16 protein-coding genes are annotated in these 16,004 nt (G+C 72.9%); 10 read left to right on the forward strand and 6 right to left on the reverse strand.

The annotated features are described in order from the left end of the window. Window positions 1-69 precede the first annotated feature (69 nt). The gene (locus JNO54_RS10915; protein WP_204143925.1) at window positions 70-3,453 is read left to right on the forward strand and encodes a pyruvate carboxylase; all 3,384 of its coding nucleotides are present in this window, start codon (window positions 70-72) and stop codon (window positions 3,451-3,453) included. Here the strand turns inward: JNO54_RS10915 and dusB are convergent, their stop codons facing one another. Continuing rightward, entirely contained in the window at window positions 3,454-4,668 is a 1,215-nt protein-coding gene (dusB, locus tag JNO54_RS10920; RefSeq protein ID WP_204143926.1) for a tRNA dihydrouridine synthase DusB, read from the reverse strand. Here dusB and JNO54_RS10925 point away from each other — a divergent pair. Both JNO54_RS10925 and JNO54_RS10930 read left to right on the forward strand, forming a co-directional pair. Next, on the forward strand, window positions 4,667-5,710 hold the full coding sequence (locus JNO54_RS10925) for a cation diffusion facilitator family transporter (protein WP_372430718.1): 1,044 nt from the start codon (window positions 4,667-4,669) through the stop codon (window positions 5,708-5,710). The two genes, dusB and JNO54_RS10925, sit on opposite strands and share 2 nt — an antisense overlap. Next, a complete protein-coding gene (locus JNO54_RS10930) occupies window positions 5,707-6,540 on the forward strand; it encodes a sulfurtransferase (protein ID WP_204143927.1) in 834 nt (277 codons plus the stop codon). The genes JNO54_RS10925 and JNO54_RS10930 overlap by 4 nt, the downstream gene beginning before the upstream one ends. A gap of 3 nt (window positions 6,541-6,543) precedes the next feature. On the opposite strand, the gene JNO54_RS10935 is transcribed toward JNO54_RS10930, so the two are convergent. From JNO54_RS10935 to JNO54_RS10945, 3 genes are all read right to left on the reverse strand, one after another. Next, on the reverse strand, window positions 6,544-7,029 hold the full coding sequence (locus tag JNO54_RS10935; protein WP_204143928.1) for a hypothetical protein: 486 nt from the start codon (window positions 7,027-7,029) through the stop codon (window positions 6,544-6,546). Further along, on the reverse strand, window positions 7,026-7,499 hold the full coding sequence (locus JNO54_RS10940) for a sigma-70 family RNA polymerase sigma factor (protein WP_204143929.1): 474 nt from the start codon (window positions 7,497-7,499) through the stop codon (window positions 7,026-7,028). Before JNO54_RS10940 ends, JNO54_RS10935 begins: the two co-directional genes overlap by 4 nt. A 94-nt stretch (window positions 7,500-7,593) precedes the next feature. Continuing rightward, window positions 7,594-9,003: a glycine--tRNA ligase gene (locus JNO54_RS10945; protein WP_204143930.1), complete on the reverse strand. Its 1,410-nt coding sequence runs from the start codon at window positions 9,001-9,003 to the stop codon at window positions 7,594-7,596. A gap of 57 nt (window positions 9,004-9,060) precedes the next feature. On the opposite strand from JNO54_RS10945, the gene JNO54_RS10950 reads away from it, so the two are divergent. Genes JNO54_RS10950 through JNO54_RS10970 form a run of 5 tightly spaced genes read left to right on the forward strand, consistent with a single transcriptional unit; the run spans window position 9,061 to window position 12,578 of the window. Beyond that, window positions 9,061-9,372 (forward strand): hypothetical protein, encoded by a 312-nt coding sequence (locus JNO54_RS10950; protein WP_204143931.1) that lies wholly within the window; start codon window positions 9,061-9,063, stop codon window positions 9,370-9,372. Window positions 9,373-9,415: 43 nt separating this feature from the next. Continuing rightward, entirely contained in the window at window positions 9,416-10,378 is a 963-nt protein-coding gene (locus tag JNO54_RS10955) for a metal ABC transporter substrate-binding protein (RefSeq protein WP_204143932.1), read from the forward strand. Next, a complete protein-coding gene (locus JNO54_RS10960) occupies window positions 10,369-11,178 on the forward strand; it encodes a metal ABC transporter ATP-binding protein (RefSeq protein WP_204143933.1) in 810 nt (269 codons plus the stop codon). Before JNO54_RS10955 ends, JNO54_RS10960 begins: the two co-directional genes overlap by 10 nt. After that, a complete protein-coding gene (locus JNO54_RS10965; RefSeq protein WP_204143934.1) occupies window positions 11,171-12,187 on the forward strand; it encodes a metal ABC transporter permease in 1,017 nt (338 codons plus the stop codon). The genes JNO54_RS10960 and JNO54_RS10965 overlap by 8 nt, the downstream gene beginning before the upstream one ends. Next, window positions 12,180-12,578 (forward strand): Fur family transcriptional regulator, encoded by a 399-nt coding sequence (locus tag JNO54_RS10970; RefSeq protein WP_204143935.1) that lies wholly within the window; start codon window positions 12,180-12,182, stop codon window positions 12,576-12,578. The genes JNO54_RS10965 and JNO54_RS10970 overlap by 8 nt, the downstream gene beginning before the upstream one ends. A gap of 4 nt (window positions 12,579-12,582) precedes the next feature. On the opposite strand, the gene JNO54_RS10975 is transcribed toward JNO54_RS10970, so the two are convergent. Both JNO54_RS10975 and recO read right to left on the reverse strand, forming a co-directional pair. Continuing rightward, window positions 12,583-13,368 carry an isoprenyl transferase gene (locus JNO54_RS10975; protein WP_204143936.1) on the reverse strand — a complete coding sequence of 262 codons (786 nt, stop codon included), beginning with the start codon at window positions 13,366-13,368 and terminating at the stop codon, window positions 12,583-12,585. Further along, window positions 13,365-14,126 (reverse strand): DNA repair protein RecO, encoded by a 762-nt coding sequence (gene recO / locus JNO54_RS10980; protein ID WP_204143937.1) that lies wholly within the window; start codon window positions 14,124-14,126, stop codon window positions 13,365-13,367. The genes JNO54_RS10975 and recO overlap by 4 nt, the downstream gene beginning before the upstream one ends. Window positions 14,127-14,300: 174 nt before the next feature. On the opposite strand from recO, the gene JNO54_RS10985 reads away from it, so the two are divergent. After that, a complete protein-coding gene (locus tag JNO54_RS10985; RefSeq protein ID WP_204143938.1) occupies window positions 14,301-15,326 on the forward strand; it encodes a DUF2157 domain-containing protein in 1,026 nt (341 codons plus the stop codon). Window positions 15,327-15,375: 49 nt separating this feature from the next. After that, window positions 15,376-15,999: an alpha-ketoglutarate-dependent dioxygenase AlkB gene (locus tag JNO54_RS10990; protein WP_204143939.1), complete on the forward strand. Its 624-nt coding sequence runs from the start codon at window positions 15,376-15,378 to the stop codon at window positions 15,997-15,999. Window positions 16,000-16,004: the final 5 nt, after the last annotated feature.

The raw sequence follows: 16,004 nt of genomic DNA on the forward strand, positions 1-16,004 counted from the left end.
CGTGGAACACGGCGAGGGCCCGGCGGGGACGCGCCCTATGGTCGGGGCACCGCCGAGAAGGGACCGCACATGTTCGAGAAGATCCTCGTCGCCAACCGTGGTGAGATCGCCATCCGGGCCTTCCGGGCCGCCACCGAGCTGGGTGCGACGACGGTCGCCGTCTACCCCTTCGAGGACCGGACCTCCGAGCACCGGATGAAGGCCGACGAGGCGTACCAGATCGGCGCGGAGGGTCACCCGGTCCGCTCCTACCTCGACCACGACGACATCGTGCGGGTCGCGCTCGAGGCAGGGGTCGACGCGATCTACCCGGGTTACGGCTTCCTCTCCGAGAACCCCGACCTCGCGGAGGCGTGCGTCGCCGCGGGCATCATCTTCATCGGGCCGCCCTCCGAGGTCCTCCACCTCACCGGCAACAAGGCGCGCGCCATCGCCGCGGCCCGCGACGCCGGTCTGCCCACCCTGCGCGGCGCCGAGCCGACCACGGATCTCGACGCCCTCGAGCGGGGCGCGCACGAGATCGGCTTCCCCGTCTTCGTGAAGGCGGTCTCCGGCGGCGGCGGCCGGGGCATGCGGCGGGTCGAGCGGGCCGAGGACCTTCGTCCCTCCCTCGAGGCCGCTCAGCGCGAGGCCGACGCGGCCTTCGGCGACCCGACGCTCTACCTCGAGGAGGCCGTGGTCAACCCGCGGCACATCGAGGTCCAGGTCGTCGGCGACGCGAGCGGTGAGGTGATCCACCTCTTCGAGCGTGACTGCTCGGTCCAGCGCCGGCACCAGAAGGTCGTCGAGATCGCCCCCGCGCCCGACCTCGACCCCGCGACGCGCGAGGCGATGTGCGCCCATGCCGTCGCGTTCGCCCGGTCCATCGGCTACGTCAACGCCGGCACCGTCGAGTTCCTGCTCGGCGAGGACGGCCGCTACGTCTTCATCGAGATGAACCCGCGCATCCAGGTCGAGCACACGGTGACCGAGGAGGTCACCGACGTCGACCTCGTCGTCACCCAGCTGGAGATCGCCGCCGGGCGCACGCTCGCCGACCTCGGGCTGCGCCAGCAGGACATCCGGACCAAGGGATTCGCGCTGCAGTGCCGAATCACGACGGAGGACCCGGCCAACGGCTTCCGCCCCGACGCGGGGACGATCACCGCCTACCGCTCCGCCGGCGGCTCGGGCGTGCGGCTCGACGGCGGCACGACCTTCGTCGGCGCCGAGATCAGCGCCCACTTCGACTCGATGCTCGTCAAGCTCACCTGCCGGGCGGCGAGCTTCGAGCAGGCCGTACGACGCGCCCGCCGGGCGCTCGCGGAGTTCCGCGTCCGTGGGGTCGCGACGAACATCGCCTTTCTCGAGGCGGTCCTCGCCGACCCCGCCTTCCAGGCGGGCGGTGTGACGACGAGCTTCATCGACGAGCGCCCCGCGCTGCTCACGACGCCGACCGGCAAGGACCGCGCCTCCAAGCTGCTCACCTACCTCGCCGAGATGAGCGTCAACCAGCCGCACGGCCCACGGACGACGGCGGTCCACCCGCGGGAGAAGCTGCCGGCCGTGCCGACCGGTCCGCTGCCCGAGGGCAGCCGCGACCGCCTCCGGCGGCTCGGGCCGAAGGGGTTCGCCGAGGACCTCCGTCGTCGCACCGACGTCCCGGTGACCGACACGACCTTCCGGGACGCGCACCAGTCGCTCCTCGCGACCCGGATGCGCACCCGGGACCTGCTCCACGTCGCCGAGCACGTCGCCCGGCTCACCCCGCAGCTGCTCTCGATGGAGGCCTGGGGCGGGGCGACGTACGACGTCGCGCTGCGCTTCCTCCACGAGGACCCCTGGGAGCGGCTGGCCGCGCTCCACGAGGCGATGCCCAACGTCCCGCTGCAGATGCTCCTGCGCGGCCGCAACACCGTCGGTTACACGCCCTACCCGACGAGCGTCACCAACGCCTTCGTCGCCGAGGCGGCCAGGTCCGGTCTCGACATCTTCCGGATCTTCGACTCGCTCAACGACGTGAGCCAGATGCGCCCGGCGGTCGAGGCGGTCCTCGCCACGGACACCGCCGTCGCCGAGGTCGCCCTCTGCTACACCGGCAACCTGCTCGACCCCGCGGAGCAGCTCTACACCCTCGACTACTACCTCCGTCTCGCCGAGCAGATCGTCGAGACCGGCGCCCACGTCCTCGCGATCAAGGACATGGCCGGGCTGCTGCGCGCCCCGGCCGCCGCGCGTCTCGTCCGTGCGCTCCGTGAGCGCTTCGACCTGCCGGTGCACCTCCACACCCACGACACCGCCGGGGGCCAGATCGGCACGCTGCTGGCGGCCATCGACGCCGGGGTCGACGCCGTCGACGCGGCGACCGCGACGATGGCCGGCACGACCTCGCAGCCCTCCCTCTCGGCGCTCGTCGCGGCGACCGACGGCACGGACCGGCCCACCGGCCTCGACATCGAGCAGGTCTTCGCACTCGAGCCCTACTGGGAGGGGGTCCGCCGGCTCTACGCGCCCTTCGAGTCCGGGCTGGGCTCCCCCACCGGCCGCGTCTACCGCCACGAGATCCCCGGCGGCCAGCTCTCCAACCTGCGCCAGCAGGCCATCGCGCTCGGGCTCGGCGACCGCTTCGAGCAGGTCGAGGACATGTACGCCGCCGCCAACTCCATGCTCGGCAACATCGTCAAGGTGACCCCGAGCAGCAAGGTCGTCGGCGACCTCGCGCTCGCGCTCGTCGGCACGAACGCCGACCCGGCCGAGTTCGAGGCCGACCCGGCCCGCTTCGACATCCCCGACTCCGTCGTCGGCTTCCTCTCCGGCGACCTCGGCGACCCGCCCGGCGGCTGGCCCGAGCCCTTCCGGACCAGGGCTCTCCAGGGCCGCACGGTTCGTCAGCCGGTTACCGAGCTCACCGCGGAGCAGGAGCAGGCCCTCGCCGACAGCCCTCGGGCCACGCTCAACGAGCTCCTCTTCCCCGGGCCGACCGCGGAGATGCGGGCTGCACGCGAGCAGTACGGCGACACCTCGGTGCTCGGCACCGGCGCCTTCCTCCACGGCCTGGCGCAGGGCGAGGAGCTCGACGTCGAGATCGAGCCCGGCAAGACGCTCACCCTCGGCATCAGCTCGGTGAGCGATGCCGACGAGCAGGGCATGCGCACCGTCATGGGGACGGTCAACGGCCAGCTGCGACCGGTCCGCGTCCGCGACACGAGCGTCGAGGCGGACGTCGTCGCGGCCGAGAAGGCCGACCCGGGCGTCGAGGGTCAGGTGGCCGCCCCCTTCGCCGGGGTCGTGACCCTCCAGGTCGCCGAGGGCGACGAGGTCGAGGCCGGCGCGACGGTCGCGACGATCGAGGCGATGAAGATGGAGGCGAGCATCACCACGCCCCTCGCCGGTCGCGTCGCCCGGACCGCCATCGGCACCCATCAGCAGGTGGAGGGTGGCGACCTCCTCCTCGTCGTCGAGGGCGAAGGGTGATCAGCCTCCGCTGACCGAGAGCTCGGCCTGGGCGACCTGGGCCGCCTGGGTGTCGTCGAGCTCGCGGCTGCGCAGCCAGTTCTCCGGCAGGGCGACGGTCCGGGGTGACCCGGCCCGCCCGCGCGGGCCGTCGGCCGCCTCGTCGGGCCACGGCACGTCCGGGTCGAGGGTCGCGATGAGCCCGTCGAGGGCGGCGAGGGAGTCGACGAGGGCGAGCTGGTTGCGCACGCTCGACCCGGCGGGGAAGCCCTTGAGGTACCAGGCGATGTGCTTGCGGATGTCGCGGCAGGCGCGCAGCTCGTCGCCGCCGTAGAAGTCGGTGAGGTGCTCGGCGTGCAGCCGCAGGGTCGCCGTCACCTCGCCGAGCGTCGGCCGGACCCGCGCCGGCGACCCGGCGAGGGCGGCCGCGAGGTCGGTGAAGAGCCACGGCCGGCCGAGGCAGCCACGCCCGACGACGACCCCGTCGCAGCCGGTCTCGGCGACCATTCGCAGGGCGTCCTCGGCGGACCAGATGTCGCCGTTGCCGAGCACCGGGACGCTCGTGATCGTCTCCTTGAGCAGCCGGATCGCTGCCCAGTCGGCCTGGCCGGAGTACGCCTGGGCCGCGGTGCGGCCGTGGAGGGAGACCGCGGCCACCCCTTCGTCGACGGCGATCTGGGCCGCCTCGAGATAGGTGAGATGCTCGTCGTCGATGCCCTTGCGCATCTTGACCGTCACCGGGATGTCGCGCCTCGCGCCCTCCTCGACGGCCGCACCGACGATGGCGCGGAAGAGGTCGCGCTTCCACGGCAGCGCCGCGCCGCCACCCTTGCGGGTCACCTTGGGCACGGGGCAGCCGAAGTTGAGGTCGATGTGGTCGGCCCGGTCCTCCGTGGCGATGAGCCGGGCGGCCAGTCGCGTCGCCGTCGGGTCGACGCTGTAGAGCTGCACGCTGCGGGGGTGCTCGTCGGGGTCGTGCTCGAGCAGGCGCATCGTCTCGGGCGAGCGCTCGACGACGGCGCGCGAGGTGACCATCTCGTTGACGTAGAGGCTGCTCGCGCCGCTCGCGGCGTGCCCGGCGGCGCCGTACTGGCGGCAGAGCCGCCGGAAGGCGAGGTTGGTGATCCCGGCCATGGGGGCGAGGACGACGGGCGAGGTGATCGTGTGGCGACCCAGGCGAAGGGGTGGCAGCACGGGCGACGGGGTCGTCGCGGGTGCGTCGGGCGGAGCAGTCATGACCCTCCTATCGTCCCACGGCCGCGAGGTCGGGGCGGTCGGCGATGATGGGGTGATGAGCACCGCCGCCGCCGCCCCCGAGGCCACGGACCGATCCCGCCTGACCCGCTTCGCCTGGCTCGCCATCGCGGCCGCCTTCGTGACCATCGGGCTCAAGACCGGTGCCTGGCTCGTCACCGGCTCGGTCGGCCTGCTCTCCGACGCCGCCGAGTCGGTCGTCAACCTCGTCGCGGCCGTCGGCGCGCTCATCGCCCTCCGGGTCGCGGCGGCGCCGGCCGACGACAGCCACCACTTCGGTCACGCGAAGGCGGAGTACTTCTCCGCCGCGGTCGAGGGGGCGATGATCGCGGTCGCCGCGCTCATCATCATCTGGCAGGCGGTGCTGCGCCTGCTCGACCCGCGACCGCTCGAGGACATCGGGCTCGGCCTGGGCATCTCGATCGTCGCCTCGGTCGTCAACGGCCTCGTCGCCGTCGTCCTCGTGAGAGCCGGCCGGGAGCACCGCTCGATCACCCTCACCGCCGACGGCAAGCACCTCCTCACCGACGTCGTCACCTCCGTCGGTGTCGTCATCGGCGTGGCCCTCGTGTGGCTCACCGGCCTCGACTGGCTCGACCCGGTCATCGCGCTGCTCGTCGCCGTCAACATCCTCTGGGCCGGGTGGGGCCTGATCAACGAGTCCGCGCACGGCCTCATGGACCACACGATGGACGAGCAGGACAACGTCGACATCGCGACCACGCTGGAGCGCTGGACGACGGACGAGGTGCACTTCCACGGGCTGCGCACCCGGGTGGCCGGCCACCGGTCCTTCGCCGAGGTCCACGTGCTCGTCCCTGGGGTCTGGAGCGTCCAACGGGCCCACGACCTCGTCGAGGACGTCGAGGCCGAGCTGCACGAGCGCTTCCCCGACCTCGCGGTCTCGGCGCACATCGAGCCGCGCGAGGACCCGCGCGCCTACGGTGACTACGAGGCGGAGATCCCCGTCAGTGATCCTGCCCGCGACGTCCCACCCGCTCCCCTGACGAAGGACCCGGCATGACCCAGCTCATCACCGCGCAGGCTCTCGCCTCGATGCTCGCCGAGGACCGCGAGGACCTCGTCGTGCTCGACGTCCAGTACGAGCTCGGTGGCCGTCCGAGCGCGCAGCTGTACGCGGACGGGCACGTCCCCGGCGCGGTCCCCCTCGACCTCGACGCCGTGCTCGCCGGCCCGCCCGGGGAGGGCGGTCGGCACCCGCTCCCCGACCCGGCCGTGCTCGAGGCCGGCCTGCGGGCCGCGGGGGTGCGCGCGCGCGATGCCGTCGTCGTCTACGACCAGCAGACCTCCCTCGCCGCCGCCCGCGCCTGGTGGGTGCTGAGGTGGGCGGGTGTCGAGCAGGTCCGGGTCCTCGACGGCGGGCTCGCGGGCTGGCGCGCGGAGGGGCACGACGTGTCGACCGAGACGGCGGTCCTCGAGCCCGGCGACGTGACCGTCGTGCCCGGCAGCATGCCGGTGCTCGACGCCGCGGGTGCCGCGCGGGTGGCCGAGGAAGGGGTGCTTGTCGACGCGCGGACTCCCGAGCGCTTCCGCGGCGAGAGCGAGCCGATCGACCCGGTCGCCGGCCGGATCCCCGGGGCGGTCAACGTGCCGATGGGCGAGCTGCTCGGCGAGGACGGCCGCTTCCTGCCGGCGGACGCGCTGCGCGCCCGCTTCCACGCCGTCGGGGCGCACCGCGGGGGCGACGCCCCGGTCGGGGCCTACTGCGGCTCGGGCATCACTGCCGCGCACACCGTGCTCGCGATGCACGAGGCGGGCATCGCGGCGATTCCGTACATCGGCTCGTGGAGCCACTGGATCACCGACCCCGAGCGACCGGTCGCGAGCGGCTGACGCTCAGAGCGCGATCGCGGCCAGGGCCGGGCCGGGTCGCTCCTCGGCACCGACCTCCGGCGTCCCGACAAGCTCTCCGGCCCGGCTCACCCCGCCGCCGATGACGTCCCATGCGAGGACCCGCTCCCCCTCGGCGCTCGACGAGAGCACGAGCAGGGTGTCTCGCGGACCCCACCCGAGAGGCTGGAAACCGCCCTTGTGGGTCGTGTCGGAGACCGGCGGCGTGAGCAGCCGGGGCCTGGGCGACATGTCGATCTGCACCGTGTAGGCCCCCTGGTAGGCGCCGAGCTCCTCGCCGACGGACCGGCCCAGGAAGACCGATGCTGCCGACCAGCCCTCGATGTTCGACACCGTCCCGGCCATCGTCCCGCCGACCTCGAGCGGGAGGTCCCGGACGCCGACCCTGCGGCCCGCACCGTCGTACGAGATCCGCTGCAGCCGGCTGCTCCCGGGCCCGGCCGCGACGATGTCCTCCGGCCGGGCGCTCAACGGTGCGCGCCGGCGAGCGGTCCGGGTGCCGGGCTCGCCGGTGATGCGCCAGTGCTTCTCCCCCGCATGCCGAGGACCTCGGCGCACTCGCGGACCGAGCGGTCCTCGAAGAAGCGGAGCACGACGACCGCCCGCTGGCCGGGCGTGAGCCCGCCGAGCAGCTGCTCGAGGGCGACCCGGTCGAGGACGGCGTCGGCGAAGGGGTGGCCGCTGCGCTCGGGGAGTTCGGCACCTCGGTCCTCGTGCCGGGTGCGTCGCCACGACGAGACGCTGTCGCGGTAGAGGATCTTGCGGGCGTAGCCGTCGGGGTTCTCGCCCCGCAGCCGCTCCCAGCGCTCCGCGTCCTTCGCCAGCGCGTCCTGGACGAGGTCCTCCGCGAGGTGGGGGTCACCGCAGACGAGGTCGGCCGCACGCACGAACGCGTGCTGACGCGCCCCTGCCCACTGCGCGAAGTCCTCGTCGACGACCACGCCCCATCATCCCCTTCGCCGTGCGCTCACACCTGCTCAACGCACGACGAGGGGTGAAGGGTTGGGACCCGACCGAAGAGCGGTCCCCGCGGGGTCAGCTGCCGAGGAGCCTCGGCGCGAGGTAGGACTCGACCTGGTCGAGGCTGATCCGCTCCTGCTGCATCGAGTCGCGCTCGCGGATCGTCACCGCGTCGTCCTCGAGGGTGTCGAAGTCGACGGTGATGCAGTACGGGGTGCCGATCTCGTCCTGGCGGCGGTAGCGCTTGCCGATCGCCTGCGCGTCGTCGAAGTCGACGTTCCAGTGCTTGCGCAGCTGGGCAGCGAGGTCACGCGCCTTCGGCGAGAGGTCGGCGTTGCGCGAGAGCGGCAGGACGGCGGCCTTGACCGGCGCGAGACGGTGGTCGAGACGGAGCACCGTGCGCTTGTCGACACCACCCTTGGCGTTGGGCGCCTCGTCCTCGGCGTACGCGTCGACGAGGAAGGTCATGAGCGAGCGCGAGAGGCCCGCGGAGGGCTCGATGACGTAGGGCGTGTACTTCTCCCCCGTCGCCTGGTCGAAGTAGACCATGTCGGTGCCCGAGTGCTTCGTGTGCGTGCCGAGGTCGAAGTCGGTGCGGTTGGCGATGCCCTCGAGCTCGCCCCACTCGCTGCCGGTGAAGTTGAACCGGTACTCGATGTCGACGGTGCGCTTCGCGTAGTGGCTCAGCTTCTCCTGCGGGTGCTCGAAGTGCCGCAGGTTGTCCGGGTTGATGCCGAGGTCGACGTACCAGCGGGTGCGCTCGTCGATCCAGTACTGGTGCCACTCCTCGTCCTCGCCCGGCTTGACGAAGAACTCGAGCTCCATCTGCTCGAACTCGCGGGTGCGGAAGATGAAGTTGCCCGGGGTGATCTCGTTGCGGAACGCCTTGCCGGTCTGGGCGATGCCGAAGGGGGGCTTCTTGCGGGCCGTCCCCATGACGTTGAGGAAGTTGACGAAGATGCCCTGGGCGGTCTCCGGGCGCAGGTAGTGCAGGCCGGACTCGTCCTCGTGCACGCCGAGGTAGGTCTTGAGCATCCCGGAGAAGGGCTTGGGCTCGGTCCACTGACCCTTGACCCCGCAGCTCGGGCAGTTGATCTCGGCGAGCGGGATCGAGTCGGGGTCGACCTCCTCGCCAGACTTCTTCGCCTGCTTCTCGGCGAGCGCCTCCTGCAGGTGGTCCGCACGGAAGCGCCTGTGGCAGGACTGGCACTCGGTGAGCGGGTCGTTGAAGGTTGCGACGTGGCCCGAGGCCTCCCACACCTTGGAGGGCAGGATGATCGAGGAGTCGAGGCCGACGACGTCGTCGCGGCCGTGGACGATCGAGCGCCACCACTGCTTGCGGATGTTCTCCTTGAGCTCCGCGCCGAGGGGCCCGTAGTCCCACGCGGAGCGCGTGCCTCCGTAGATCTCCCCGCACGGGAAGACGAAGCCCCGGCGCTTGCACAGGGAGACGACGGTGTCGACGGTGGAGGTCTGCTTGGCCATGGGCGCAAGGCTAACCGGACGACGAGCCACGGATCACCACCGCCTACGCTGGGAGACGTGCCTGCGTCTCCCCCCTCTCCCCGCCCCGACCGCCCCGACGACGGCAACGTCCTCGGCCGGACGAGCGGCTCCGCCGTCCGCTGGATCTCGAGCCTCCCGCCGGCGGTCCCCGTCCTCTTCGTCTTCGGCCTCGTGCTGCTCGGCGGCTTCGTGCCGTGGGGGTGGGTCCTGCTCGCCGTCGCGACGCTGCTGCTCGTGTGGATCCTCGTCGCGAGCTGGCCGCGGCTCACCCCGGCGGAGAAGCTGCTCCGCCTCGCCGTCATCGCCCTGCTCCTCGCCGTGACGATCGTTCGGGCCGTCCCCCGCTGAGCCGCTTTGACAATGGTTCTCAGTATGGTTGAGAATCGTTCTCATGAAGCGTCCTCTCCTCGCCTTCACCGCCACCGCCCTCGCCGCGAGCACGCTCTCCGCGTGCGGCTCCTCCGAGGACGCCGCTGACGACGGCGGAGGGATCGAGGTCGTCGCCTCCTTCTACCCGCTCGAGCACGCCGCCGTCCGGGTCGGCGGCGAGCACGTCAGCGTCACCAACCTCACCAGGCCCGGCGCCGAGGCGCACGACGTCGAGCTGACCCCGAAGGACATGCTCGGCGTGACGCGGGCTGACCTGCTCGTCTACCTCAAGGACTTCCAGCCCGCCGTCGACGACGCCGCCGCGGAGGCGGGCGACGCCGCCTTCGACGTCTCCCGCGACGCGCACCTCGATCTCGGGGCGAGCGAGGCCGGGCACGAGGGAGAGAGCCCCGAGGAGCACGCCGAGCATGCGGAGGACGGGCCCGAGGGGCACGACCACGGCGCGACCGACCCGCACTTCTGGCTCGACCCGATCCGTTACGCCGACGTGGCCGACGCGATCGCCGGCCGGCTGGCCACGACCGACCCCGAGCACGCCGAGGACTACCGTGCCAACGCCGCGGCCTTCCGCGAGGAGCTCACCGTGCTCGACAAGGACATGACCGCCGGGCTCGAGGACTGCACCCACCGCGAGCTCGTCACGAGCCACACCGCCTTCGCCTACCTCGCCGAGGCCTACGACCTCGAGCAGGAGGGCATCACCGGGCTCACCCCCGAGTCCGAGCCGAGCGCCCAGGACATGGCCGCGGTCGTCGCCCACATCACCGAGCACGACGTCGCGACGATCTACACCGAGCCGCTCGCCCCGCGCGCGGTCGCCGAGACCATCGCCCGCGAGGCCGGCGTCAAGGTCGCGACGCTCGACCCGCTCGAGGGGATCACCGACAGCTCCGCCGCGCAGGACTACCTTGGCGTCATGCGCGCCAACCTCGCCACCCTCCGGGAGGGACAGGAGTGCCGCTGACCCCTGCGCCGGACGCGCCGCCCCTGCACCTGCAGCGGGCGGCCTTCGGCTACGGCGAGCGCGCCGTCGTCGCCGACGTCGACCTCACCGTCCGGCAGGGCGAGGTCGTCGCCCTGCTCGGCCCGAACGGCGCCGGCAAGTCGACCCTCGTCAAGGGCGTCCTCGGCCTGGCCGACCAGCTCGCCGGGTCGGTCGACATCTTCGGCACCCCACGGGACGAGCTGCACGACCGCACCCGGGTCGGCTATGTCCCGCAGCGCCACTCCCTCAGCGCCTCGGTCAACGCGACCGTTGAGGAGGTCGTCGCCGTGGGACGCCTCCCGCACCACCCGTGGTGGGCTCCGTGGCGGTCGGGGGCGCGGACCGACCGCGCGATCGTCACCGACGCGATCGACACGGTGGGCCTGGCCGACTATGCGGGCCATGACGTCTCGACCCTCTCAGGCGGGCAGCAGCGCCGCGTGCTCATCGCGCGGGCGCTCGCCTCCCAGCCCGAGCTCTTCTTCCTCGACGAGCCGACGGCCGGCGTCGACGTGGGCAACCAGCGCGTCCTGAGCCAGGTCCTCGCCCGGCTCGTCGAGCGCGGCGCGACCCTCGTCATCGTCACCCACGAGCTCGCCGCGCTCCGCGACCTCATCACCCGGGCCGTCGTCGTCCAGGCCGGCCACATCGCCTACGACGGCCCGCCCGAGGGGCTCACCGACGGGCACGAGGACGGGCACCACCACCCCTTCGACGACGCGGACGCGAGGTCGCTCGGCCTCCACCCTCTCGGCGGCGCAGGTGAGCCCCGTGCTTGACCTCCTCGCGCTCGACTTCATGCGCAACGCGCTGCTCGCCGCACTCCTCGTCGGGGTCGCGGCTCCGCTCGTCGGGATCTTCCTCGTGCAGCGGCGCATGTCGCTCATCGGCGACGGCATCGGCCACGTCGCCCTGGCCGGCGTCGGCGTCGGGATCTTCACCGGGAGCTCGCCGGTGTGGACCGCGCTCGTCGCGGCGGTCGTCGCCGCCGTCGTCATCGAGCTCGTCCAGCGGCTCGGCCGCACGAGCGGCGACCTCGCGCTCGCGGTGATGTTCTACGGCGGCATCGCCGCCGGCGTGGTCATCATCGCCAGGTCGCCGAGCGGCACCCCCGCCAACCTCACGGGCTATCTCTTCGGCGCGATCAACACGGTGAGCCGCACGGACCTCGTGGTCTTCGCGGTGCTCTCACTCGTCGTGATCCTCGTGACGACGACGCTGCGCGGCCGGCTCTTCGCCGTGGCGCAGGACGAGGAGTATGCCCGGGCCACGGGCCTGCCTGTGCTCGGTCTCAACGTGCTGCTCGCCGTCCTCACCGCGGTCACCGTCGTCGTCTCGATGCGGGTCATCGGCCTGCTGCTCATCAGCGCGCTGATGATCCTGCCCAACGCGTCCGGCCAGTTCCTCGGGCGGTCCTTCCGGGCGAGCCTGCGCTGGGCGGTCCTCATCGGGCTGCTCACGAGCGTCGGCGGCGTCGTCGTCAGCTTCTACGCCGACACCCCGAGCGGCGGCACGATCGTCCTGCTGGCCATCGCAGTCTTCGCGCTCGCGGGTCTGGCCGGGGCGGTCCGCACCCGGCTGCGCCGCGGGCAGCACGCCCCGGCCGAGGAGCACGACCACGTCCACTGGGCCGAGTGCGGCCACGAGGCGATCCCCCACGGCGACCACGTCGACTATCTCCACGACGGCCACCGGCACGCGAGCCACGGCGACCACTGGGACGAGCACTCGGAGCACGAGCACGACCCCATGCACCCCCACGCCCAGGAGGAGGTGGCCCGTGGCTGAGACGCCCACCCGCCGCCCGACCCGGCAGCGCACCGCGATCACCGAGCAGCTCGGCGCGACGACGGAGTTCCGCTCCGCGCAGGAGATCCACACCCAGCTGCGTGACGCCGGCCAGCGCATCGGGCTCGCGACGGTCTACCGCACCCTGACGACGATGGCCGCAGACGGCGAGGTCGACGTGCTGCGGACCGACGAGGGCGAATCCGTCTACCGGATGTGCAGCACCGGCCACCACCACCACATCGTCTGCCGCGAGTGCGGCGCGACGGTCGAGGTCGAGGGCCCTGCGGTGGAGCGCTGGGCCGAGCAGGTGAGCGCCGAGCACGGCTTCACCGAGGTCGAGCACACCCTGGAGATCTTCGGCCGCTGCGGCCGCTGCTCGAGGGCGTGAGCGCTCACCCCTTCGGGGCGTCGACCGCTCCCCCGTACCGGCGCTCGCGCCGCGCGTAGGTCTCGATGGCCTCCCACAGGTGCCGCCGGTCGTAGTCCGGCCACAGCGTGTCCTGGAAGACCATCTCGGCGTAGGCGCTCTGCCACAGCAGGAAGTTGCTCGTGCGCTGCTCCCCGGAGCTGCGCAGGAAGAGGTCGACGTCCGGCATGTCCGGCTCGGCGAGGTAGCGCGCGATCGTCCGCTCGTCGATGCCGCTGCCCTTGAGGCGCCCCTTGCGCACCTCCTCGGCGATGCGCTGCACCGCGTCGGCGATCTCGGCGCGGCCGCCGTAGTTGACGCAGAAGTACAGCGTCATCGCGTCGTTGTGCCGGGTCATCTCCTGCGCGATCTCGAGCTCCTTGATGACCGAGCTCCACAGCCGCGGTCGGCGCCCGACCCAGCGCATCCGCACGCCCCACGAGTGCAGCTGGTCGCGGCGGCGCCGGATGACATCGCGGTTGAAGCCCATGAGGAAGCGCACCTCCTCGGGCGAGCGGCGCCAGTTCTCGGTGGAGAAGGCGTAGGTCGACAGGTGCTGGACGCCGATCTCGAGCGCCCCGGCGACGACGTCGAGCAGCGCACCCTCCCCCGCCTCGTGCCCCTTCGTCCGGGGCAGCCCGCGCTCGTTGGCCCACCGGCCGTTGCCGTCCATGACGATCGCGACGTGGCCGGGGACGAGGTCGGCGGGCACGGGTGGGGGGGTGGCCCCGCTCGGGTGGGCGAAGGGGGTGAGGTAGCGCTGGGTGGTCATCGTGTCCTTGCGGGTCCGGTTGCGGGCGTCGGGGTGCGGTCGACGAGGCTCAGCGACCGGATGCCGCGCTCGAGGTGCCACTGGAGGAAGGCGGCGGTCAGCCCGCTGGACTCGCGGCGAGCTGCCGGCTCGGAGCGGTCGGCCTCGGCCCAGTCGCCGCTGAGCAGCGCGGCCATGAGGGTGAGGGTCGCCGGCGCCGGGGCGGTCGCACCCGGGGTGCGGCACTGGGCGCAGACCGTGCCGCCGGCGGCGACCTGGAAGGCGCGGTGCGGCCCGTCCGCGCCGCAGCGGGCGCAGTCGTGCAGGCTCGGCGCCCAGCCGGCCACGGCGAGCGCGCGCAGGAGGTAGGCATCCAGGACGAGCGAGGCGTCGTGCTCGCCGCCGGCGAGGGTGCGCAGCGCCCCGCAGAGCAGGTGGTACTGCTGCACCGAGACCTCCTGCTCCTCGGTGAGCCGGTCGGCGGTCTCGAGGATCGCCGCGGCCGCGGTCCACTCGGAGTAGCGGCTCGCGAGGTCGTGCCCCCACGCGTCGAGCCCGACGGCCTGGGTCACGGTGTCGAGGTTGCGTCCCTCGTAGCACTGGAGGTCGACGTGCATGCCGGGCTCCAGACGGGCGCCGAAACGAGACTTGGTGCGGCGCACCCCCTTCGCCACCGTGCGGATCTTGCCCCGGCCCCGGGTGAGCACCGTGATGATCCGGTCCGCCTCCCCGAGCTTGTGCGTGCGGAGCACGACACCGGTGTCTCGGTAGAGGGGCATGGGGCCATTGTCCTACGCGTGGACGGCGGACCGGCGCAGCACCATCTCGGCGAGCCACGGGAGGCCAGCCAGAGCGCCGAGTCGCCGGACGTCGCGCGGGGAGAGTGGTTGTCGGGCGCGCCGTGATCCTCTGGTTCACCGACGGGGAGGCGCGGGTCGCGGGAGACTGGGGCGATGGGGACCATCGAGCCGTCCAGCCACCTCGCGCGGGACATCGCCGGCGATCTCGTCGATGCCGGCCTCCTGCGTGAGGACGACCGCGCCGCCGCGACGCAGGTCGTTGCGGCGCGCGTACCGCACGACGCCCGGCGCACCGACCGCCCAGCCACCTCACGCCTGGCAGCCGAGGTCGCGGGGTACCTCGGCGGGATCCTCGTCGTCGCGGCCGCGGCGGTCTTCATCGCCTCGCAGTGGTCCCGGATGGGACCGGGGGCACGCGTCGCCGCTCTGCTCGTCAGCGCCCTCGTCCTCGCGGGCGCGGCCCTCGCCGTCCGTCGGACCGCACCCGCCGAGCACGAGGCCACCCCGCTGGCCCGGCAGGCCCGCCTGCTCCTGGCCGGGACGCTCGGGGTCGGCGCCGCGGCGGTGGCCGCCGGCGCGGTCGGCACCTGGGGCATGCAGGTCGCCGAGCTCGAGGAGCCCCGGCCGCAGCAGCTCGGCTTCGGGGTCGCGTGCCTGCTGATGATCCTCGTCTACGCCCTCACCCGGACGGCGGTGGCCCACCTCGGCATCGCGATCACCGCGCCGCTGACCCTCATCACGCTCGTGCTGACGCAGGACCCGCCGCGCCGCGCTGCCCTCGTCGTCGCCGTGATGGTCCTCGCGCTGGGTGGCGTGTGGCTCGTGCTCACCGAGCGGGGGGTGCTCCGCGAGCGGACGCTCGGCCAGGTCGTCGGTGGCGTCCTGAGCGTCATCGGGGCGCAGACGACGATCGCGGACGACCGGTCGTGGATCGCCTACGTCCTGCTCGCCGTCGTCGGCGCAGCCGCCTTCGTCCTCTACTCACGCACCCTCGACTGGCCCTACCTCGGGACGGGGGTCGTCGCGCTGACCCTGGCCGCCACGGAGGCCGCGGTCGACCTCTCCGACGGCGCCCTCGGCGCGGCCGGGGCGCTGCTCGTCGCGGGTGCGGTCCTGCTCGGCGCCAGCGTGCTCGGCCTGCGCCTACGCACCCGGGACGGCGCCGACCCGGCACGCTGACCCGACCAGCCTCTCGAACATCTGTTCGATCTCTTGCTAGGCTCGACGCATGCTCGCACTCCAGGGCTCCCTCTTCGACGCCGGTGAGGACTCCAGCTTCGGCAGCCTCTCCGGCCTGCACCGGATCGAGCTGTCGCACGGCGCCTGGGTCGACCTGCTCCCAGGCTGGCTGGGTGGCGCCGACGAGGTCTTCGACGCGCTCGTCCGGCACGTCCCCTGGCGCGCTGAGCGCCGCCAGATGTACGAGCGGGTCGTCGACGTGCCGCGCCTCACCGCCTTCTACGACGAGGGGGCGCCGCTCCCCCACCCGGCGCTCGCCGAGGCCCGCGACCGGCTCTCCGCCCACTACGCGCGCGAGCTCGGCGAGCCCTTCGCCACGGCCGGCCTGTGCCTCTACCGCGACGGGCGGGACTCCGTCGCGTGGCACGGCGACCGCATCGGGCGCAGCCGCGAGAGCGACACGATGATCGCGATCGTCTCGCTCGGCTCGGCCCGGCAGCTCGCGCTGCGCCCCCGCGACGGCGGCGAGAGCCGCCGCTACTCGCTCGGCCACGGCGACCTCGTCGTCATGGGCGGCAGCTGCCAGCGCACGTGGGACCACGCGATCCCGAAGACGAAGGCCGCGGTCGGACCGCGCATCTCTGCGCAGTTCCGGGTCCGCGGCGTCCGCTGAGGCAG

Origin of the sequence: Janibacter endophyticus (genome assembly GCF_016888335.1) — a bacterium.
GTDB classification, from domain to species: Bacteria; Actinomycetota; Actinomycetes; order Actinomycetales; family Dermatophilaceae; genus Marihabitans; species Marihabitans endophyticum.